At 53.7% G+C, this 20398-nt stretch carries 21 protein-coding genes and 1 tRNA gene; 5 read left to right on the plus strand and 17 right to left on the minus strand.

Going from position 1 to position 20398, the window contains the following annotated elements:
* The first annotated feature begins 48 nt into the window (after positions 1 to 48).
* Positions 49 to 1332, plus strand: a complete 1284-nt coding sequence (locus RHP47_RS03155) for a glycosyltransferase (RefSeq protein ID WP_310841022.1) — start codon at positions 49 to 51, stop codon at positions 1330 to 1332.
* Here the strand turns inward: RHP47_RS03155 and RHP47_RS03160 are convergent.
* The 9 genes from RHP47_RS03160 to RHP47_RS03200 all read right to left on the minus strand — a co-directional run bounded on the left by RHP47_RS03160 (position 1320) and on the right by RHP47_RS03200 (position 8716).
* Positions 1320 to 2543 (minus strand): methionine gamma-lyase family protein, encoded by a 1224-nt coding sequence (locus tag RHP47_RS03160; RefSeq protein ID WP_310841024.1) that lies wholly within the window; start codon positions 2541 to 2543, stop codon positions 1320 to 1322. The genes RHP47_RS03155 and RHP47_RS03160 overlap by 13 nt on opposite strands.
* A gap of 47 nt (positions 2544 to 2590) precedes the next feature.
* On the minus strand, positions 2591 to 3799 hold the full coding sequence (cruG, locus tag RHP47_RS03165) for a 2'-O-glycosyltransferase CruG (RefSeq protein WP_286626558.1): 1209 nt from the start codon (positions 3797 to 3799) through the stop codon (positions 2591 to 2593).
* A complete protein-coding gene (minE, locus tag RHP47_RS03170; protein WP_149818098.1) occupies positions 3796 to 4116 on the minus strand; it encodes a cell division topological specificity factor MinE in 321 nt (106 codons plus the stop codon). Before minE ends, cruG begins: the two co-directional genes overlap by 4 nt.
* A complete protein-coding gene (gene minD / locus RHP47_RS03175) occupies positions 4113 to 4916 on the minus strand; it encodes a septum site-determining protein MinD (protein WP_310841026.1) in 804 nt (267 codons plus the stop codon). The genes minE and minD overlap by 4 nt, the downstream gene beginning before the upstream one ends.
* Positions 4917 to 4954: 38 nt before the next feature.
* Positions 4955 to 5743, minus strand: a complete 789-nt coding sequence (gene minC, locus RHP47_RS03180) for a septum site-determining protein MinC (RefSeq protein WP_310841028.1) — start codon at positions 5741 to 5743, stop codon at positions 4955 to 4957.
* Positions 5740 to 6528, minus strand: a complete 789-nt coding sequence (locus RHP47_RS03185) for a nuclear transport factor 2 family protein (protein WP_226971996.1) — start codon at positions 6526 to 6528, stop codon at positions 5740 to 5742. The genes minC and RHP47_RS03185 overlap by 4 nt, the downstream gene beginning before the upstream one ends.
* 33 nt (positions 6529 to 6561) lie before the next feature.
* On the minus strand, positions 6562 to 7398 hold the full coding sequence (locus RHP47_RS03190) for a Ycf66 family protein (RefSeq protein WP_149818104.1): 837 nt from the start codon (positions 7396 to 7398) through the stop codon (positions 6562 to 6564).
* A 104-nt stretch (positions 7399 to 7502) separates the two neighbouring features.
* Positions 7503 to 7655, minus strand: a complete 153-nt coding sequence (locus RHP47_RS03195; RefSeq protein WP_149818106.1) for a photosystem II reaction center X protein — start codon at positions 7653 to 7655, stop codon at positions 7503 to 7505.
* Between the two features lie 62 nt (positions 7656 to 7717).
* A complete protein-coding gene (locus RHP47_RS03200) occupies positions 7718 to 8716 on the minus strand; it encodes a phosphodiester glycosidase family protein (protein ID WP_149818108.1) in 999 nt (332 codons plus the stop codon).
* A gap of 191 nt (positions 8717 to 8907) precedes the next feature.
* Between RHP47_RS03200 and RHP47_RS03205 the strand changes: the two genes are divergently transcribed.
* The 3 genes from RHP47_RS03205 to RHP47_RS03215 are packed head-to-tail and all read left to right on the plus strand — an operon-like array spanning position 8908 to position 12211.
* The gene (locus RHP47_RS03205; RefSeq protein ID WP_190278301.1) at positions 8908 to 9894 is read left to right on the plus strand and encodes a cytochrome c oxidase subunit II; all 987 of its coding nucleotides are present in this window, start codon (positions 8908 to 8910) and stop codon (positions 9892 to 9894) included.
* A gap of 33 nt (positions 9895 to 9927) precedes the next feature.
* A complete protein-coding gene (gene ctaD / locus RHP47_RS03210; protein ID WP_310841030.1) occupies positions 9928 to 11586 on the plus strand; it encodes a cytochrome c oxidase subunit I in 1659 nt (552 codons plus the stop codon).
* 19 nt (positions 11587 to 11605) lie between these two features.
* Entirely contained in the window at positions 11606 to 12211 is a 606-nt protein-coding gene (locus RHP47_RS03215; RefSeq protein WP_149818114.1) for a heme-copper oxidase subunit III, read from the plus strand.
* Here RHP47_RS03215 and RHP47_RS03220 read toward each other — a convergent pair.
* From RHP47_RS03220 to RHP47_RS03245, 6 genes are all read right to left on the minus strand, one after another.
* Positions 12208 to 12921 (minus strand): DUF4079 domain-containing protein, encoded by a 714-nt coding sequence (locus tag RHP47_RS03220; RefSeq protein ID WP_310841032.1) that lies wholly within the window; start codon positions 12919 to 12921, stop codon positions 12208 to 12210. The genes RHP47_RS03215 and RHP47_RS03220 overlap by 4 nt on opposite strands.
* 40 nt (positions 12922 to 12961) lie before the next feature.
* Complete coding sequence (locus RHP47_RS03225) at positions 12962 to 13537, minus strand: hypothetical protein (RefSeq protein ID WP_302679830.1); 576 nt, start codon at positions 13535 to 13537, stop codon at positions 12962 to 12964.
* Positions 13538 to 13556: 19 nt separating this feature from the next.
* Positions 13557 to 13629: transfer RNA gene (locus RHP47_RS03230), tRNA-Arg, on the minus strand.
* A gap of 18 nt (positions 13630 to 13647) precedes the next feature.
* Entirely contained in the window at positions 13648 to 14364 is a 717-nt protein-coding gene (locus tag RHP47_RS03235) for an ABC transporter ATP-binding protein (protein ID WP_149818118.1), read from the minus strand.
* A 3-nt stretch (positions 14365 to 14367) separates the two neighbouring features.
* Positions 14368 to 14607 (minus strand): hypothetical protein, encoded by a 240-nt coding sequence (locus RHP47_RS03240; protein ID WP_286626566.1) that lies wholly within the window; start codon positions 14605 to 14607, stop codon positions 14368 to 14370.
* Positions 14608 to 14764: 157 nt separating this feature from the next.
* Positions 14765 to 16888: an EAL domain-containing protein gene (locus RHP47_RS03245; RefSeq protein WP_310841034.1), complete on the minus strand. Its 2124-nt coding sequence runs from the start codon at positions 16886 to 16888 to the stop codon at positions 14765 to 14767.
* A gap of 539 nt (positions 16889 to 17427) precedes the next feature.
* On the opposite strand from RHP47_RS03245, the gene RHP47_RS03250 reads away from it, so the two are divergent.
* On the plus strand, positions 17428 to 18045 hold the full coding sequence (locus RHP47_RS03250; protein WP_310841035.1) for a hypothetical protein: 618 nt from the start codon (positions 17428 to 17430) through the stop codon (positions 18043 to 18045).
* Here RHP47_RS03250 and RHP47_RS03255 read toward each other — a convergent pair.
* Positions 18042 to 19283, minus strand: a complete 1242-nt coding sequence (locus tag RHP47_RS03255) for a zinc ribbon domain-containing protein (RefSeq protein WP_286668927.1) — start codon at positions 19281 to 19283, stop codon at positions 18042 to 18044. The two genes, RHP47_RS03250 and RHP47_RS03255, sit on opposite strands and share 4 nt — an antisense overlap.
* On the minus strand, positions 19280 to 20287 hold the full coding sequence (trpS, locus tag RHP47_RS03260) for a tryptophan--tRNA ligase (protein ID WP_310841036.1): 1008 nt from the start codon (positions 20285 to 20287) through the stop codon (positions 19280 to 19282). The genes RHP47_RS03255 and trpS overlap by 4 nt, the downstream gene beginning before the upstream one ends.
* Between the last annotated feature and the right edge of the window lie 111 nt (positions 20288 to 20398).

Genomic DNA, 20398 nt, shown 5'->3' on the forward strand with positions numbered 1-20398 from the left:
GCGATATTCAGTTAATCTTTAGCAAAACGCAACCTTGAGGAGTCTGGATTGCCACAACCACTATCTGTTGCTGTCTTTATTTGCCTAGAATGGCAACCCAACGCCGGGGGACATGTCAAATGTTGGGAACGTTTTGCGGAAGCTGCCAGCCACTACCCAGACCGCGTTGACTTGACCATTTACTTCCTTGGCGCCAAACAGCAAACCCTAGAGGTAGCAGCCAATGTTCGCTACCAATTGCTACCGCCCCAGTTCAGCACGCACTCACTGGAAATTATGCGCCAAGGGGCAGGCATGACCGATGTGGCTCCCTTTCACTGGGCATTGCGCCGTTATTTACCCCAACATCAGGTGTTTCACATTACGGATACTTTTAGCTTTGCCCAAACGGTGCGCCGCTTTTGTCGCCAGCAGCATCGTCCGCTGCTCAGTTCAATTCACACGGATTTGCCCTTATTGACCCGCACCTATTCGCGGGAAATTATTTGGCGCATGAGTGGCCGCAGTTGGGGGCGGGAGTTTTGGCGGTGGCTATGGCTGGAGAAATTACAAGTGGATCAGTGGTTTGGTTACCGAGCCGAACGTAAATTAGCGGGCTTTATGCGTGCTAGCGATCGCGTCTTGGTCTCGCGACAGCAGGATGCCGATTGGCTGCTCACGTTTTTGCCCCCTGAGCGGGTGGCGTGGTTTCAGCGGGGCATCGATCGCGATCGCTTTCATCTGCGATTTCGCAATCCCCAATGGCTACGGGAGGAGTATCACCTGCCAGAGGTGCCGATCGCGCTTTTTGTCGGTCGGGTAGATGCCAGTAAAAATGTGCTCCTGTTGGCGCAGGCAGCTCAAGTGTTAGCCAATCAAGGAAAGGCATTCCATGTGTTGATTGTTGGCGAAGGGGCACAGGCTACCCTTGTCAAAGACCTTTTGGGCGATCGCGTCACCCTCACAGGCAAGGTACCCCAAGAAAAATTAGGGGCAATTTATGCCAGCAGTGATCTATTCGTCTTTCCCTCAGAGTCGGAAACAGGGCCCAATGTAGTGGTGGAAGCACGGGCGGCAGGATTACCCGTCGTCATTTCTGGTTTTGATGGCGGGCGCAAATATGTCCAAACCTCAGGGGAGGATGGGGTGGTGGTTTACAGTCGCGACCCCCAAGATTGGGCAGCCGCCATTACCCTGCTGTTAGACGATGCCCCCTATCGCCAGCGGATGGGAACACGGGCACACCAGATCACCCAAGCAACGTGCCCCACGTGGCAGGACGCCTTTGAGCAGAGCATTTTGTGCCAATGGGAAGCGGTTGCCCAAGCCTACGGCTGGCCTCAAAAAGCCTGATCCTCTAGGAGAGCCTCTAAAATCAAGGCCATATGGGTCCAGTGGGTTCCCCCCTGACAAAAGACAATATAGGGTGGACGCAAAGGGCCATCGGCAGACAGTTCCGACGTGCTGCCGTCAATAAACGTGCCCCCAGCCATCACTAGATCATCGGCATAGCCGGGCATGGGCGCAGGTACAGGATCAAGATAGGAACCCACCGGGGAGTAGCGTTGCAACGTGCGGCAAAAGGCAATCAGCTTTTCAGGACTGCCCAATTGGATCGCTTGAATGACATCGCGGCGGGGGGCAAGGGGGGCGGGGTTGACGGGATAACCCAATTGGTCAAAGACATAGGCCAAGAGATGGGCGCACTTGAGGGCTTCGCCGACCATTTGCGGTGCTAAGAACAGCCCTTGAAAGAGCAGACGATGTTGATCAAATGTGGCACCCCCTTCGTGGCCAATCCCCGGTGCCGTAAGGCGATAACTGGCTTGCTCAATGAGATCAGCGCGTCCTGCTAAGTAGCCCCCCGCGGTGGCGATCGTGCCGCCGGGATTTTTAATCAGAGAACCCGCAATCAAATCAGCGCCCACATGGGGCGGTTCTTGGGTCTCGACAAATTCGCCGTAGCAATTATCCACAAAACAAACCACATTGGGATTTTGCCCCTTGATCAGTTGGATCATTTTGCCAATGTCCTCAAGGCTGAGGCTTGGGCGCCATGTATAGCCACAGGAGCGTTGAATGAGCACCATGCGGGTTTGAGGTTGGACACAGGTGGCGATCGCCCCCCAATCGGGTTCACCCGTACTCAGGAGGGGAATCTCGCGATAGTGGATGCCAAAATCCTTGAGGGAACCTTGGCCGCGACCCCGCAGGCCAATCACCTCTTCTAGGGTGTCGTAGGGGGCACCCGCAAGGGAAATCAGTTCATCCCCAGGGCGGAGCACCCCAAATAGGGCGGTGGCGATCGCGTGGGTACCAGAAACAAATTGCACCCGCACCAAGGCCGCCTCAGCCCCCATCACCTGCGCAAAAACGCGATCAAGCACCTCACGCCCTAGGTCCCCATGACCATAGCCCGTCATGCTACTGAAGTGATGCACCCCCAGCCGCTGCTGACGAAAAGCTCCTAAAACCCGCCGCAAGTTTTCCTTGACGCGGCCATCAATTTCGTTAAACGTTGGGGCAAGTGCCCCTTGGGCAGCAGTTACAAGTGGAGTTTTCACGTCGAGACTAATCATTGAGCAACGGCAAGTGTCATAAAGATAAAGACTTAAACCAAAGTCTGAGTGTTGGCAGGATAAATCCGTCCTCGCCACTGCTTGGGGCGTTGCCAAGAGGAGAGGGTAAGCCGCAGAGCCGCGAGGGGATCCGCAAGGGGGGACAGCCAAAAGAGCCAACGTCCTTGACCCACTTGCCAATCGTAGGCGGGGGCAATGGCCAGTGTCATGCCGCAGCGGATCAGCACCAGTAGGCCATTGAGCAGTGTCGCCATTTCTAAAGGAAGGGTGGGAGTAGTCACTGCCAGTGCCATCAAGCCCAAAACCAACAGGGGCAACGGTAATCCCTGTACTGCCCAGAGGAAATAGGCATCGCCCCAGAGCTGGGCGGCTGGGGTGGCATCCTTGAGATCCAGCGATCGCCCCCATTCTCGCCATGTTTCCGCCATACCCTCATACATCCGCACCTTAAGCACCTTGGAGCCATCGCGAAAGGCCACCCGTGCCCCCGTAGTCGCTATGGCTCGCACCAGTGTTACATCATCACAAAAGGAGGAAGCGGCAACTTGGTAGCCGCCCATTGCCTCGAGGCGCGATCGCCGAATGAGTAGGCACTGACCATTGGCCAGAATCCGCTCCGGCTGAGTTTCCACAGCGCGCGCTGCGCCAAAGCGGTAGATCAGCGTCAAGAGCAACGCCGGTTGCAGCCACCATTCACCGCCGGTCTTGAGGATAAAGCGAGGTGAGAGAGAAATCAGATCCAGTTGCTCCTGCTCTGCTGTCGCCAAAAGACTAGCCACAAGGCCGGGTTGCGGTTGGGTATCCGCATCAATGCCCAAAATCCACTCACTCTCAGGATGGGCACGACAAAAGCCTGTATGTAAGGCCCAAGGCCGCCCCACCCACCCCGGCGGTAAGGGGGGATCAAACTCCAGTCGCAGACGCGGATCGCGGTGTTGCGCTGCCTGCACAATCTCAGCCGTGCCATCTTGGGAATGACTATCAACAATCAGAATTTCCCGCACCTCGTAGCCTTGACGCATTAAGCCCTCTAAACAGGGTTGCAACCGCTGTGCCTCATTGAGGGTGGGGACAACAATTGAGACTTTGGCTAAGTTCTCTGGGCGGGAGGGCTGAGGGGTTAAGGGAGTCGGTCGTCGCCAACCCGATCCTAAACGGGCGATTAAAACAGCTATCCAAGGTGTCTGGGCCAGGATCGCGGCGCTGGCGATCGCTGCTATGCCAACTGCAACGGTACTCAACTTTCTTCTGCCTCGTCCTCTGCTGGCGAATTTTCGGGGGGCGGAACGTCCTCTGGAGACAGTTTCAGCCGTTTAATCGGTAAATTGGCAATCAGGGCCGTTGTCCGCTGATCCGACTCTAGGGAAACCGCTAGCCCCTCCGTTTCTAGCTCCACATAGCGGGAGACCACTTCTAAAATATCGCGCCGCAGATTGTCCAAAATTTGCGGTGTCAGGGCCGTGCGATCGTGGGCAAGAACTAACTTCAAGCGCTCCTTGGCAGTGGTGCGACTGGGGGAAGTCCGCGTAAACAGCCGCTCTAACAGTTCACTGATCATCCCTTTGCCCCAAACAAGCGTCGAATGCGACTAAATAGTCCCCCGCTTGCCGCCTCTAGATCTAGAAACTCAACGGTTTCACCCTCCAAGCGACGGGCAATGTTCATGAAGGCCTGCCCCGCTAGGGACGGCGACTCTGCCAAGACCAAGGGTTCCCCTTTGTTGGTGGAAACAATCACCTTCTCATCCTCGGGGACAATGCCAATCAGGGGAATCGAAAGAATTTCTTGAACATCTTCCACAGACATCATGTCGTTGGTGGCCACCATTGCTGGGCGCAAGCGATTCAAAATCAAATGGCTGTTGCGAATACGGTAGGCTTCGAGCAAGCCAATCACGCGATCGGCATCCCGTACAGCGGCAATTTCTGGCGTTGTCACCACCAAGGCTTCCTGAGCGGGAGCAATGGCATTGCGAAATCCCGCCTCGATCCCCGCTGGACAATCAATGAGCACATAGTCATAGTGCTTGCTCAGGGCTGAGGCCAACTGTCGCATTTGCTCTGGGGTAATGGCATCCTTATTACGGCTTTGGGCGGCGGGCAGCAACACCAGTTTATTGAGGCGCTTATCACGCACAAGGGCTTGATCCAAGCGACATTGCCCGGTCAGCACATCAATGGCGGTGTAAACCACGCGATTTTCCAAGCCGAGTAGTAGGTCGAGGTTGCGCAAGCCGAAGTCTGCATCAATGAGCACCACCGATCGCCCCAATTTGGCCAAAGCCACACCAATATTGGCACTGGCGGTTGTTTTCCCCACGCCCCCTTTGCCCGAGGTAATGACAATCGTGCGCCCCATTGAACTCCCTAGGAATTGGCTTACTAGAATAGATTATCTCAAGGCGCCTCGGATACAGCGAAAGCTCGTCCCCAAGTATTGGCGGAGGCAATCTGAATCCCTTGGTCAGTGGCGTAGGCCACCTCTGGATAGGGGGGATTTGGCGGATCTGGGGTACGTGCCAACAGATCAGCAATCCGTAACTGTGTGGCTGCCATTTCAAGGGTCATAATCCGTGCCCCCCGATTGCCCTTGGCACCGGCGTGGGCGATACCGCGTAATCGCCCCCAGACGATAATATCGCCGGCAGCAATGATACTGGCTCCTGCATTGACATCGCCAACAATCACCACAGTGGCGTCATGGTGAATTTCCATGCCTGATCGCAGGGTTGTTTTCAAGTAAAGGGGGTTGGCCACGGGGTCTGAGTCCCCCTCAGTCTCTTTTGCAATTAAGGGTGGCAGTTCCCCCTGCTGGACACTGTAGCCAAGGGTAGCGGCAGCGATCGCCGTCTGGCGGCGTTCGGTAATAATCTTGTCCAGTCGCAACTGATGCTCGCTGAGAGCCTCGGCCAACTGTTGAAGCTGTGACTGATCTAAAAGCCGCTGTCCGCAGGCACAATCTACGGGTAAGGTCTCTGACCAGAGGTGTTCTTGACCGACAAGGTAAAGTTGCAACTGCGGCCACAGGTCAATCCAGTCTAAATCGGCCGGCAACGTGAGTCGGTAGCGCCCTCCACAGTGTTCTAAAGCAAGGCCGCTGACAATGGGTGTGCTTTGCTCCACCTCAAGAGTTACCGCAGGGCTCTCAGCAGGTTCCTCTACGGGGGTTGACTCAGACTCACTCATGGTTTTTCCACTCGCAGTCGCTGTGTAATCAGAACCATGCCCGTATCGCGAATTAAGGCCACAGAGACCCAGCGATTACCGGCTTCTTGAGGCGCACGTCCCACCTTAAAAATCCCGCCCGCAGAGAGGAGTTCCAATTTGACGGGGCTAGGATTGGCGTAGGTTTGGGCGTTGATGGGCTGATCGCTGGCGGCGCCGAGGAGAATGGCATTGCCAATAGGTTCTTGCACAATCGCATCAAGGCTAAATTCTTCACCCGCACGCACGGCTTGGGGGAGGGAGAATTGCACCGTAGGCGGTGTCGCACCAATCGTGATCGTAGTTTTTTCGCTGGTAATGTCTTGGCGGATGATTTTGCCGTTGCGGATGACTTGGGTGGCTTGCAGGTTGCCACGAATGTTTTGCGGGCGATCGCTCGTGCCGCCGGTTCCCTCAATGGTTGTACTAATCTCTAGAATCCACTCATTTCCCTGCTGTTGCCAACGGTTCACCGTCGTGCGGTAGCGGATGTCACGGTAGGGTTGCCAAAACGTCGGCAGTTGTTTGCGCAAGATTTCAAGGGTGAGGCCGTCCCCTGTTTTGAACTCAGGGTCATAAAAGGCTAGCACTGCCTCTAGATTCTTTTGACTGGCTGCTGTATCCAACCCGTTAACGAGGGATTGCAACGATTCTGGCAGAGCAGCCGGAGTGGCTTGCGCGAGGGGAGCCGCCCAAGTCTGCTCCTGTATCCCCCCACAGATCACTGCCAAGCCAAGAACTGAAACCAAAAAAGAGCGACGCATCATTCACTGCCTTTGCGACTCGTTTGCCATTAAGGTCTATTCATCAAAATTGGCGGAGTTATCTTGCTCGTCAGTGGGGGGACGATCCAAGGGTTGATAGGGCACATATTCACTGCCATCCGTTGTGCCTTCCGGACGGGGGCGGGGGGGTCGCCGTCGCACAGGGCGATCGCTCACTTCCGCAGTTTCCGTAATTGGCGGCGGTCGGCGGGTTGGCCGGCGGGTTGTCGGTGTTGGTGGGCGATAGGGTTCATCGACAATCTCATCTGCCGCTGGTGTTGTCGGTCGCGGACGCCTTGAAGGGGGACGCCGAACACTGGGGCGGCTAGGGGGTGGGCTACTGCGGCGCGAGGGTAAACGTCCTACAGGGGGGGTATCTTCCACATCTTCGTCTTCATAGCGCGATCGCGACACATCACGGCTACCACGAATTCGCCGCAGGGGTGGGTACTCCTCCTCTTCTTCCTCGTCGTCGTAGGGTTCGAGTTCCTCTATTTCCGCACGGTAGGTGTAGCTGCGGCTCACAGGTCGCTCTTCATCCACAATCGGGGTATTTCGCCGCGCCTGCTCTGTGGCTACCCGCCGCAAACGAATACTTTCGTAGGCAAAAAAGGCAGCGGTGCCCGTCAGCAGAAACTGGCCAAAGAGCAGAATTGGATCGAGGCGCCATCCTTGGAAAAAGAGAATCCCACCGCACAGGAGAGCCACTGCGGCAAAGAAAATATCATGATCCCGCGCTAACTCTGGTTGAATCGAGCGCAGAAAATAGAGGAGGGCTCCAGCAACCGCTAGGCCAATTCCCAAAATGCCAGCAGGCCCAAGCCCGACATTAACAATTTGACCAAGGAGGGGGGAAAAGGAAAGATACGTCATTTAACCCATTGTATTGAAGGGGCAAAATAAAACACAGAGTCACAGCGCAATGGCCATGACTCTATTTTAGCGATGATTGCAAAGCCCACCAGCCGCTTGGCTGCCTATGAAGAACGCTGCACTTTATCAATTTGACTAATGGTGATCAAAGCAGCGAAGGTTAAACCCAGCACCACCGCGCCGGACAATAGCCCAATAAAGAAACCTTTCAGAGAAGGGGTAATGGTCAACAGTAGAGGGTACGCAGAATGAATCATGGCTGTTGCTTGCAGGTCAAAGTGAACACTAGGATTTTAACAAAATCTGGCCTTGCTGCTCATTAGCCCCAGTCTCGCCAAGCCCGCAATCGCGTCAGTAGCCGCTGCTGAATCCGCTCCCAAAACCCAAAGGAAAGGACGCCTCGGGGTTGCTCTCGTGGGACTAAGCCGATATTTGCCCCGACCGGTCTGAGCGATCGCCCCATGGCCATCGCCGCTTCGCGAGCCTCTTCTCCAGGAGGAATAAACGTGAGGGTGGGAGCGGGTAGCCAACGCGCCAGTTCGCAATAGCGATCGCGGGGATGATTTTTTACTTGTCCCTGCACCACCAACGTCGCCGATTCGCCACCATCCACCGCCGTTGCATCAGTGACGCCCTGCTCCAGTAAAAACGCCTGAAGCTGTGGAAAGGAGACCCCCGGCGAACCACCATTGCCCCGCCCATCGCTGACGACGAAAATATATTCATTGCCCCGTCTGCCGAGAATCGCCTTAGGAGAAGTGCGATCGCTCCCATCAACGGGTAGCTTCCTGCCCCCTTCTAAAATTTGCTGCGAGCCACTGACCACATTAAAGGGTTGCTCTGGCAACCTACCGCGATAAAACTCGATCCCTCCTTGGGCAGGAAAATTCACCACCCCTGAATAGCCCCCCTCATAGGGACGCACCACCTGACCATTCACGATGTAGGCTCCGAGAACCCCCGCTGGAATCGTGCCTCGACCGCTCAAGCAGGTTTGCCGCAGTGCTCGGTAACTAATACCCTCAGGATGGGACTCGCCCATGATCCATTTTTGATAATCCTGAAAAGAGAGCAGGGATTGAGCATGCAGCCAGCGGAAAAAATTAGTATTCATCGCTGCCACAGCTCCCGTCCGCCGCGCAAAAGCCGCTGTCGTTTCTAAATAGGTATCTTGGCCATTGGGGGCAGGTTCTGTCATGACCACCCGATAGTCTGCCATCGGCGCAGCCACCATATATACCTGCGTTTGATCCACTCTATGGGTCGAGTACTGGAGAGTGGCTAACGAGAGGCCAACCCAAGGCAACACACTCAGCATCTATTTTCCTCCGGCACAGCCTTCAGTTTCGGTGGGCTATCTCTAACCTAGGACGCAAAAACAGATGATTCTGTCCCCAAGCTGCTTTAAGGATAGTGAATAAATCAACATAAATCTTTAGGTTCTTTTAACCCACATCCTTGGGGAATCTGCCTAGGATCAGGGTGGGATTTTCTGGACGCTTTGGCACCATGGAACAAATACCCGCTTCAATTTGGACACTCACCGCTGGCGTTGTTGTCACCCTGATTAGCTTTTGGGTTGGTCATCACCATGGCCTCCTGCCGGAACAGGCCTCTGAGCAGGCTCCCTTGGTGGATAACTTCTTTGACATTATGCTCACAATTGGTACCGCTCTCTTTTTGGTGGTACAGGGTGCGATCATCCTCTTTGTGATTCGCTATCGCCGCCGTGCCGGTGAGGAAGGGGATGGCCTACCCGTAGAGGGCAACTTACCCCTAGAGGCCTTCTGGACGGCCATTCCTGCCCTGATTGTGATTTTCCTTGGTATCTACAGCGTGGATATTTTCCAGCGCATGGGGGGACTGAATCCGGGGGATCATACTATGCACGCGATGCATACGCCCAAGCCAGCAGTGGCGGTTGTTGCCGAAGCCCCCTCAAAAACCACCAGCGATGCAACTGCCCTTTTAGCAGCAGCGCCAACCCCTGAAATTGGCATTGGTGCCAGCCCCGATGTTCAAGGCAAAGCCCCAGATGTAGTGGTGGATGTGGCGGGTATGCAGTATGCATGGATTTTCACCTACCCCGACAGTGGCATTGTCTCCGGCGAATTGCATATCCCAGTGGGCAAGGATGTCCAATTGAACCTCTCCGCGCGGGATGTGATCCATTCCTTTTGGGTGCCCCAGTTTCGCTTGAAGCAGGATGCGATTCCGGGTGTGCCCACTGAACTGCGCTTTAAGGCTACCAAGGTCGGGACATACCCCGTCGTCTGTGCTGAACTCTGTGGTGGCTACCACGGTGCCATGCGCACGCAGGTGATCGTGCATACCCCAGAGGATTTTGAAGCGTGGCGCAGTCAAAACCAAGCGATCGCAACGACTCCCGTGATCCCCTCCCTGAGCGATCGCCATGTCGAGGAGATGGGCGTCACCCCCCAATTGGTGGCGCAAGTAGAAGCAATGACCCACCACCATTCTCCGGCAAAGCTTTAGTTTTCTTCCTACTGTTGCATTCTTGAGAGAGTTATGGCGCAAGCACAACTGCCGCTAGATACCCCCTTGTCGCTCCCTGAGCATCCCAAGGCGTGGAAGTGGTACGACTATTTCACCTTTAATGTTGATCACAAGGTAATTGGCATTCAATATTTGGTCACCGCCTTTATCTTTTACTTGATTGGCGGACTGATGGCGGTGGCCATGCGCACGGAGCTGGCAACGGCAGATTCAGATTTTCTCAATCCCAATCTCTACAATGCTTTCATGACCAACCACGGCACCATTATGATTTTCTTTTGGGTGGTGCCAGCGGCCATTGGTGGCTTTGGCAATTACTTGGTGCCCCTGATGATTGGGGCGCGGGACATGGCTTTTCCCCGCTTGAATGCCTTAGCCTTTTGGCTGAACCCGCCGGCGGGGGCATTACTCTTGGCCAGTTTCCTGTTTGGCGGTGCCCAAGCGGGTTGGACCTCCTATCCGCCCTTGAGTACGATCACGGCCACTACTGCCCAGAGTATGTGGATTCTGGCGATCGTCCTTGTGGGTACCTCCTCGATCATGGGATCGGTGAATTTCATCGTTACCATCTGGAAGATGAAAGTGCCTAGTATGCGCTGGGATCAATTGCCCCTCTTTTGCTGGGCCATGCTAGCCACCTCTCTGCTGGCTCTAGTGTCAACTCCCGTGCTGGCGGCGGGGCTGATTTTGCTGCTGTTTGATATTAACTTTGGCACCTCGTTTTACAAACCTGATGCCGGTGGGAACGTTGTCATTTACCAGCACCTTTTCTGGTTTTACTCTCACCCGGCGGTGTACCTGATGATTTTGCCGATCTTTGGCATTATGTCTGAGGTGATTCCGGTTCATGCCCGTAAGCCCATCTTTGGCTATCAGGCGATCGCCTACTCCAGTTTGGCCATCTGCTGCGTGGGTCTCTTTGTCTGGGTACACCATATGTTCACCAGTGGTACGCCCCCTTGGATGCGGATGTTCTTCACGATTTCGACACTGATTGTGGCGGTGCCGACAGGAGTAAAAATCTTTAGTTGGGTCGCCACCCTCTGGGGGGGCAAGATTCGCCTCAACAGTGCCATGCTCTTTGCCATTGGCCTACTGTCGATGTTTGTCCTTGGTGGCCTCAGTGGTGTGACCTTGGGGACTGCCCCCGTGGATATTCACGTCCACGACACCTACTATGTAGTGGCACACTTCCACTACGTGCTTTTTGGTGGTTCCGTGTTTGGTCTCTATGCGGGGATTTACCACTGGTTCCCCAAAATGACGGGACGGCTCCTCGATGAACGCTTAGGGATTCTCCACTTTGTGCTGACCTTTATTGGCACGAACCTGACCTTTTTGCCGATGCATGAGTTGGGTCTTAAAGGCATGCCACGGCGAGTGGCCATGTACGATCCCCAGTTTGAGTCGATTAATCTCATTTGTACGATTGGCGCCTTTGTCCTAGCTTTCTCAATTATTCCCTTCCTGATTAACATCATTTGGAGCTGGAATAAGGGCAAAATTGCCGGCGATAACCCTTGGGGCGGTCTCAGCTTAGAGTGGACGACCAGTTCACCGCCGCTGATTGAAAACTGGGAAGTGCTGCCTGTGGTCACCAAAGGTCCCTACGACTACGGCATTGAGCAGCGCAAGGGAAGCACCGATGAGGATGAGGACGAGGAAGAGTAGGACACTGTAGGAGCAAGCCATGCAAGGTACTGTTGACTCTCAAGCGACGGCCATAGCCGTTGATCATGCCCATGAGCACCCTGATTTTCGGGTTTTAGGGTTGCTGGTCTTTTTGATTTCTGAATCCCTAATGTTTGGTGGCCTCTTTGCGGCCTATTTACTTCTGCGGGGCATGAATGAGCAATGGCCGCCCGAAGGCACTGAGGTGGAACTTCTTGTGCCCACCATCAACACCATCATCCTTATTTCCAGTAGCTTTGTCATCCACTACGGCGATGTTGCCATCAAAAAGGATGACGTTCGCGGCATGCGCCAATGGTACTGGATCACGGCGGCCATGGGGGCAGTGTTCTTGGGCGGTCAAGTTTATGAGTACCTCACCCTCGGCTACGGCCTGCGCACCAATGTCTTTGCCAACTGCTTTTATGTGATGACGGGCTTCCATGGCCTCCATGTCTTTGTGGGGATTTTGCTGATTTTGGGGGTGATCTGGCGATCGCGCCGCCCCGGACATTACAATGCCCACAAGCATACGGGGGTGGCCATGGCAGAGATCTACTGGCACTTTGTGGATGTGATCTGGATTATCCTCTTCACCCTGCTGTATATCCTGACTCGCTTTTAGGGACAGGTCTTGAATTGGGGCGATCGCGGATCAAAGTTGCACTGATAGACCACAGGTGCTTGCCAACTCAAGGGAATTTCCAAGAGGTCACGGGTACCCGTAATTCCCTGCAAGAGAAAAAGAACAAGGGCAAGGGAATTCAAGCCAATGTGAATCCGCCGCCACCTGAGCGATCGATCTTGGTAAATCTCCCCCACAATGGCCACAGAAAAAATCATCAGCATCACCGCCGCCAAGCCAAAGTAAAAGTGGGAAACCCACCACTCGTCATCACGGCGAAAGACCCCCGGTTGAAAAGCTAGAATGGTCACCCCCATCCCTGAGAGGGTGGCAAAAACAGCACGCCATAGCTTCGATTGAGCGCGATACAGCAGCGCCGTTGCTGCAATGGTGAGAACAAACATCAGTGCCACGAGGACAACAGAGAGCGGTTGCAGTGTCTGATTCTCCGCCTGCATCAAGAAGCCCTGAAATCCAAACACCACTGAATAGGCCAAGGCCACCAATGTGATGCCAACCACGCCGGCTGCTAAAAGATTGCCCAATTTGACATGCAGGGTGCCCACTGTGGGTGGGATGGTGGTGTCTTTGAGACGACGCTGCCGCGTTTGCAGAGCAAAGAATGTGGTGATGCCAATGACCGGAAAGACAAATGTGCAGGCCAAGATGGGATGCAACAGCAAAATGATGTCTTTGAGGTTGAGAAACATACTGGCTAAGAACGATAAGGCCAGTTTTAAGGTAACGAATCTAGGGGCGGGGCAAATCAAAGAACAGCACTTTTGTCAGTAAGCCAACTGTGGCCACCAACAGGGTCACTAGGAATCCCCATAGCCGCGCATCTGTGCCCGCTTGTCGCTTAGAAATATCCTGCAAGGTGGACTCTACCGTATCAATCCGCTGCCCTAACTGTACTTCTATGGAATTGATACGCTGCTCCAGTTTGGCCTCCACAGCCTTCATCTGTTGCTCCAGCTTAGCTTCGACAGCATTGATACGCTGCTCCAGTTTGGCCTCCACAGCCTTCATCTGTTGTTCCAGCTTAGCTTCGACAGCATTGATGCGCTGCTCTAGTTTGGCTTCGACGGCGTTGATGCGCTGCTCTAGCTTAGCCTCCACAGCATTGATACGCTGTTCAAGTTTGGCCTCGACAGTATCAATTTTGTCCTCAAGCCTTTGGAATTTCTCGTTACTCGTGGCGATGTGAATATCCAGCTTTTTATCCATGGCTTGGATGGCAGCCTGCATTGACTGCATATCGGCCTGCATCCCTTGGATAGCATCTAAAACTTGGCTCAATTCGGAACGGCTAACGGGTTCAGTCATGATGCTGACACTTGATTAACGGACGTGGAGGGATTCGAACCCCCGACCCTCAGAACCGGAATCTGATGCTCTATCCACTGAGCCACACGTCCAGCCTTCTCATCATAGCATTAACCAAGGTAGGCTTGCTGAACCCGTGGATCATTCAGGAGATCCGCTGCACGACCGCTGAGGGTCACTTGACCCGCTTCAAGCACATAACCGCGATCGCCCAATTGTAAGGCTAGGTGCGCATTTTGCTCGACCAGTAGCATTGTCATCCCCTGTTGCCGCAGTTGTGCCAAGATGGCAAAAATTTCCCGTACTAAATTGGGCGCTAAGCCTAAACTGGGTTCATCAAGGAGCAGTAAGCGAGGACGACTCATCAGGGCACGGGCGATCGCCAGCATTTGTTGCTCACCGCCACTGAGGGTTCCCGCCAGTTGGTATTGCCGCTCTCGTAGTCTAGGAAAGCGCTTGAGTTGTTCTTCGAGGTCTTGTGCAATCTGCGCCTCATCTCGACGACAGTAGGCACCGAGAAGAAGATTGTCGCGTACGGTTTGGCGGGCGAGAACCTGACGCCCCTCTGGACAATGGGCAATGCCCAGCCTCACTAATTCATGGGGCGATCGCCCTGCAATCGATTGACCGGCAAAGCAAATGGTACCTTCACTGGGAACGAGTTTAGAGATGGCACGCAGCAGGGTGGTTTTGCCAGCACCATTGGCACCCACAAGGGTAATGCACTCGCCGGCTGCAATGGCCAGACTCACCTCGCGCAGAGCGCAAATGCCACCGTAGTGGACACTCAGGGACTCAATTTCCAAGATGCGCGCTTGAGAAGTCATCCCCTAGGCCGTGGTCTGTGATTCCTCCGGGTTGGGGGAGCCACCCCGCACCTCTTCCCATTCAGCAATAGCGGCATTTTCGGTTTGGGCAGCAGCACTGGTGACGAGGGCGGAAATTTCCCGAGGAGAGAACCCTTCTTCCAGTAGCTCCATATAGATAGGATGGAGGTTGCGTTGCAGTTCTTTGAAGATGGCGCGGGCGCGATCGGTATAGCGAAAGTTTTGGTCAAATAAGCTGGCCATCTGAGAAATCCAAGAGCACTGCCACTATCCTAAATCCTATCGGCACACCCATTGCCAGTGGTGGCGCGGACTTTTGTTTTCTTTCCCTTGGGCAATGATGACAAGTCAATTTGTTATTCATTTTTCGATTGAACTTGACTTGAAGGTGCTGGTGTTGTTAAAGGATGTGTTCCTGTAGATACACCTCAGCCTTGTCCGTAGTCAGCGGTGGGGCAAAAAGATAGCCTTGGCCAGAGGGACAGCGCAGCGATCGCAACAGTTGCAGTTGAGTTGTGTTTTCAATGCCCTCGGCAATGCAATCGAGGTGGAGGTTGCGCGCCAGCACCAAAATCGTGTGAACCACCTCTAGATCTTCTTGGCTGCGATCTATTTGGGAAATGAAGGAGCGGTCAATTTTAATGCCATCGAGAGGCAGATGGCGTAGATAGCTCAGGGAGGAATACCCAGTGCCAAAGTCGTCAATGTTAATGCGTACCCCCATCGCCTTCAACTCGGCAAGAATTTCGCGGGCAGAGTCCAAGTGTTGCATCAAGGTACTTTCAGTAATTTCTATCTTTAGAAAGTGCCCTGCTAAATGGTAATGCTCAAGGGTTTGTTGAATCTCAGCTACAAGGGTGGGCAAAGAAAATTGATTGGCGGACAGATTGATGCTCATCGTAAAGCCCACGGACTGAAGCTTGGGATAACGCTGTTGCCACTGCTGCAACTGTTCACAGGCATTGTGCAAGACCCAGCGGGAGAGTTCAAAAATCAGCCCCGTTTCTTCAGCGACGGGAATAAAAACTTTGGGGGAAATCAGCGTATCCCCCTTTTGCCAGCGCAGGAGTGCCTCAAAACCTTTGAGAGATTGGCTCCGGAGCTTGACGATGGGCTGATAGTGGAGGACAAAGTCCCCCCGTTCAATCGCTTGCCGCAGTTCCACTTCTAAGTACAGGCGATCGCGCACCTGTTGCAGCATCACAGGATCAAAGACATCAATGCGATTGTGTCCCTTGGTTTTAGCGTGGTACATGGCCATGTCAGCATCCCGCAGCAGTTCCTCACTACTGGTGTAATGGGGGTTACCCATCACAAAACCGATACTCACCGTGCTGTACAGGGTGTAGTGATCGATTTCAAAGGGATGGTTGAGGCGATCCTGCAGTTGGTGGGCAATGGCTTGGGCATGTTCTATCCCCTCAATATCATTGAGCAAGACCGCAAATTCATCTCCCCCTAGGCGTGCCACTACGTCCTGAGGACTCACACAACGCGTCAGCCGCTGAGCAAAGGCTTGGAGGAATAAATCCCCTGTGCCATGTCCCAGACTGTCATTGAGGGTCTTGAAGCGATCGATATCCAAGCAGAGAACAGCATAGTGGTAGTGGGGGTGCTCGGCTGCATAGCTGAGGGTAAGGCGCAACTGTTCCTCAAAGAACCAGCGATTGGGTAAATGGGTGAGGCGGTCATGGCGGGCTTGGTAGAGGAGTTGGGCTTCGATTGCTTTGCGCTCTTGAATTTCCGCTTGCGCCTTTTGATAGAGTTCTGCCTGCAGGATGGCGATCGCCAACTGGGTCGAAATTTGCTTAATCAGTTCAATTTCACTGTCTTGCCAGTCGCGGGGATGGGCGCATTGATGACAGATGAGCAACCCCCACAGCCGCCCTTCGACAATAATCGGTACCACCAGATTGGCCTTGACCTGATAATGAGCCAGCAGATCCCGATAGCAGGGAACTAGAGGGGCGGTGTCTAAATCATTTACCACATGGATGCGACCGCGCTTGTAGGCTTCAATGTATCGCTCTGTAAAGCAGGAATCCCCCACCACGTCCCCAAGAGCCGACAACCAAGGGGGAACGACGGCTTCAACATCCATAATGCCGCGCCAATCCTCGAGGAAACGATAAACGAGCACGCGATCGCAGCCCAAGAGTTCTCGCACATCCTTGACGGCAGCTTCGAGAATCGTGGCCAGATCAAGGGATTGGTGAATGTGCTGGGTAATTTGTACCAGCAGGCGATCGTACTGGGCTTGGCGCAGCAGTTGTTGTTCCACCTGATGGCGATCGATGGCATGGCGAAAACTGCGCGCCAGCAAGTTGGGACTGAGTTCCTGAAAGCTCAAGTAGTCCTGAGCACCACTGTGGAGGATCTGAGTGGCCAGATCCGGGCGATCGCTGGGATCAATCACAACTAAGGGTAAGTGTGGATAGCGTTGCTGGAGTGTTTGCACTGCTTTAAGAACGTGATCCCCTTGAGCAATGAGGACAAGGAGATTGGGCTTGGCCTGAGCAACCACCCCAGGGGTTAAATGAGAATACGGACAGGTGTGAACTTGATAGCAAATGTAATCAATCTCGGCGAGATGGGGATATAAAATTTCACCCGATTGGGGGATGTTTTCGATCAGTAATATGTTGATGGATGGCAATAAGCATTTTTTTTGAGGATATTTTTGCGCAGAGTCTTCTGCGACGACTTCAACGGTCGCTAGTGGTTCTAAAGGGCAGTCATCAACAGCGGACAAAACAAGGAGTTTCTCAATCATTGCTAAGTCATCATTCAATACATTAAAATCACAAACTATACAAAAATTTATCAAGGAATATTATTTGTTGCTTCTTCCTAAGTCCATCATACAGCCCTTTTCTAAACTATTGGAGCAGCGATGGCGCTTCATCCCCTCAAAGAGCGGTTTTGAGGCTTTTCTGACCGTGATCCCGTCACTGTGAAAAGGGGTGGGGATCGCTGTGAGATCGTGATAGAGAACACGTTTAGACTGCTATCAAAATTGCTAGGTTAGAAGCAGCATTCCCCAAAGGCAGGGGGTTGATCATTGTGCTGCAAAAACAACTTCAAAGCTGGCTGCGGGTTTCTTTACCGACATTGACGCTGGCGATCGCCCTTGTAGTTTCCCCATCCTCGGGTCTCGCCCAGCGGGATTTGATCCCCATTGACGGTTCCGATGAGGATATGCAGCTTCTCTTTGATCTGGTTTATTATCCGCGCCGCGATCCTGCCCGTTTTCGGCTGCAAAACAGTGCTGAGGTGGAAGCTTATCAGTTGATTCGCACCATTTTGCGTACGGGCACGAGCCTCTACATCCGGCAGCGCCAAGATGATAATTACGGCTCCTATAGTTTTAGTCGCGATCGCTTGATCTTGCGTCCTCGCGCCCTTGCTCATTGGCCGATTTTTATCGAAACGCTGCGCCATGAGGGCTGGCATGTCGTTCAAGCCTGCTTTGCGGCGAAACGAGATTTGGATTCCTTGGTACCCGTGGGCATTCGCGTCAGCCCCGGTATCGTCGCGGATCTCTACCGCAAGAGTGGCTATAACCCCGCAGACATTCCAATTGAGGCCGAGGCCTTTGCTGCTGAGCGGGTACCCAATATGACATTGCAGGGGCTACAGCGTGAGTGTGCCGACTGGCTCAACCGCCCCAGCAAGGACTAGCCAGAAGAACGGGTCGATGCACCGCAATGACGACAATAGGGTAAGTGGCGATAGGTGGGCTGCTGACAATTGGGACAGGGCATCCACTGCAAATAACCACAGTGGGGACAGTGCTGATCGAGATCCCGTAGCCGCTTGCCACAACGGACACAGCGGTGTTTTTGGACTCGCCCTGCCGCCTGTCGCTGTGGATTGAGGAAAAGAGCTTGCGCCACTTTAATCATGCCAAACCCGACCGCTGGGATCAGCAGGATATAGAGGTAGCTGACCAAAAAAAGCAGACCGCCAAAGAGAGCAAGAATGACATTAGCCAGCCACTCAAAGAGTGCTCCCACCTGCAATAGTTCAAAAATCTTCAACACCAAAGGAATCAAGAAGATCACCAGCAGGTGCCAACTCATGAGGGCAAGCAGGCCATAACGGCGGCGATCAGCAAAACGATGCACCACTAGGGCGATCGCAATCAGCGGTAATAGAAAGAGGGCTTGTAAAACAAATTGGAGACTGGGATACCAAAACTGAGAGCGCTGATATTGGTTCTCAAGCTGGGCAAAGGTGGCGTCCTCGGCTAAAAATTTCAAGAAGGCTTGGCTATCGGCTTCTTGGAGAATCGCCTGTTCAAGGGCGGCAATCTCATTTTTGAGAGCGGCAATTTGGCGGTTGTTGGCCTCAAGGGTGGCTTTGGCCTTGGCGGCTTCCACCAAGTTGATCGATTGATCCGCGGGTTGCCCCGCAAGCTGCTCTAATAGTGTCGAGTCATACTCTTGACGAATGCGGGCATTGGTGGCCTCGAGGGTTTGAATTTGTGCCTGTTTCTGCTGTCGTTGCTTAAGTCGGGCTTGATTGGTGGGGTGGTTGACGGCATCTTGATACTTTGCATAGGTGAAGCAAATGGCGGAGATGGTTCCCAGTTTGCCCTTGCTGCTTTCCTGTAGGCGCTCCACAGCCGTCTGGGGCGGGGGGTCAAGGCTAATCTGCTGCTCTAGAAAACGAATGTCGCGCTCCCTAGCGGTGTCTTGGCGATAGGCTTGCCAAGGAGCATAACAGGGCTGGGCTTGACTGGGACTCAAAGGCCAATTGCTAATTTCGCTGAGGCCACTAAAGACATTAATGAGGATAAAAATATCCACCAAGATAATGACAATCAGACTCACCCGATTGAGGGGTTCGTCATTGACAAGGCGCGATCGCCGCCAAAATCCCCGCCAGAGTCGCCTCAACCCGCCTGTGATATTCATGGCAGCGTAAACCCAAAGGCAAGTTTTACCCGCTCTAGGGTTGCATTGGCCACGCGGGCGGCCTGTTCTTGGCCTTTTTTGAGCAAATCCTTGAGATAGCGGGGGTCTGCCATAATCTCTTGGTATCGCTGCTGAATCGGTTCTAGGGTAGCAATCACCGCATCGGTGAGGAGGGGCTTAAACTGTCCCCAGCCCATATCGGCACATTCTGCTGCCACTGCCTCTTTGGTTTTTCCCGTGAGTACTTGATAGAGACTCAGCAGGTTATTGGCTTCGGGGCGATCGGGATCGTCAAAGGTTAAGCCACGAATCGGGTCAGTCTTGCAGCGCTTGATCTTCTTGCGAATCTCATCCGGCGAGTCCAAAAGGTTAATGCGACTCAGTTCCGAGGGATCCGACTTCGACATTTTCTTGGTGCCGTCGGTGAGACTCATCACCCGTGCTCCCGCCTTGGCAATCAAGGGTTCCGGTAGCTTGAGAATTGGCGGCTGATTGTGGGCAAAGAGGTAGTTGACACGGGCAGCAATATCGCGGGTCAGTTCCAAGTGTTGCTTTTGATCTTCCCCCACAGGGACCAGATCGGCATCGTAGAGCAAAATATCTGCTGCCATCAACACAGGATAGTCCAAGAGTCCTGCCGCGACATTTTCTCCCTGCTTGACGGCTTTTTCCTTGAATTGAATCATGTCCTCCAGCCAGTTGAGGGGGGTGATGCAGTTCAGTAACCAAGTGAGTTCGGCATGGGCGCTGACGTGGGATTGGACAAAGATGGTGGCGTGGGCTGGGTCAATGCCACAGGCCAAGTACAGAGCAGCAACAGTATAGGTATTAGCCGCCAGTTCTGCGGGATTGTGGGGGACGGTAATGGCATGTAAATCCACCACACAAAAGTAGTTTTCATACTCGGCTTGCCCCGCCACCCAGTTGCGAATGGCTCCGAGATAATTCCCCAAGTGCAAGCTACCTGTGGGCTGGACTCCCGAAAGCACCCGTTTTTTGGTCACCCCAACCTCCTCTAATTGCATTCCTACTATGCTACAGCCCTTTTCCTATGGATGGAACACGGCTTAAGGATGAAAGCCCCTCTCCCATGGCAGGGTCATCTAGGCTTGCCC

Source organism: Thermosynechococcus sp. QKsg1, assembly GCF_031586415.1.
Lineage (GTDB): Bacteria > Cyanobacteriota > Cyanobacteriia > Thermosynechococcales > Thermosynechococcaceae > Thermosynechococcus.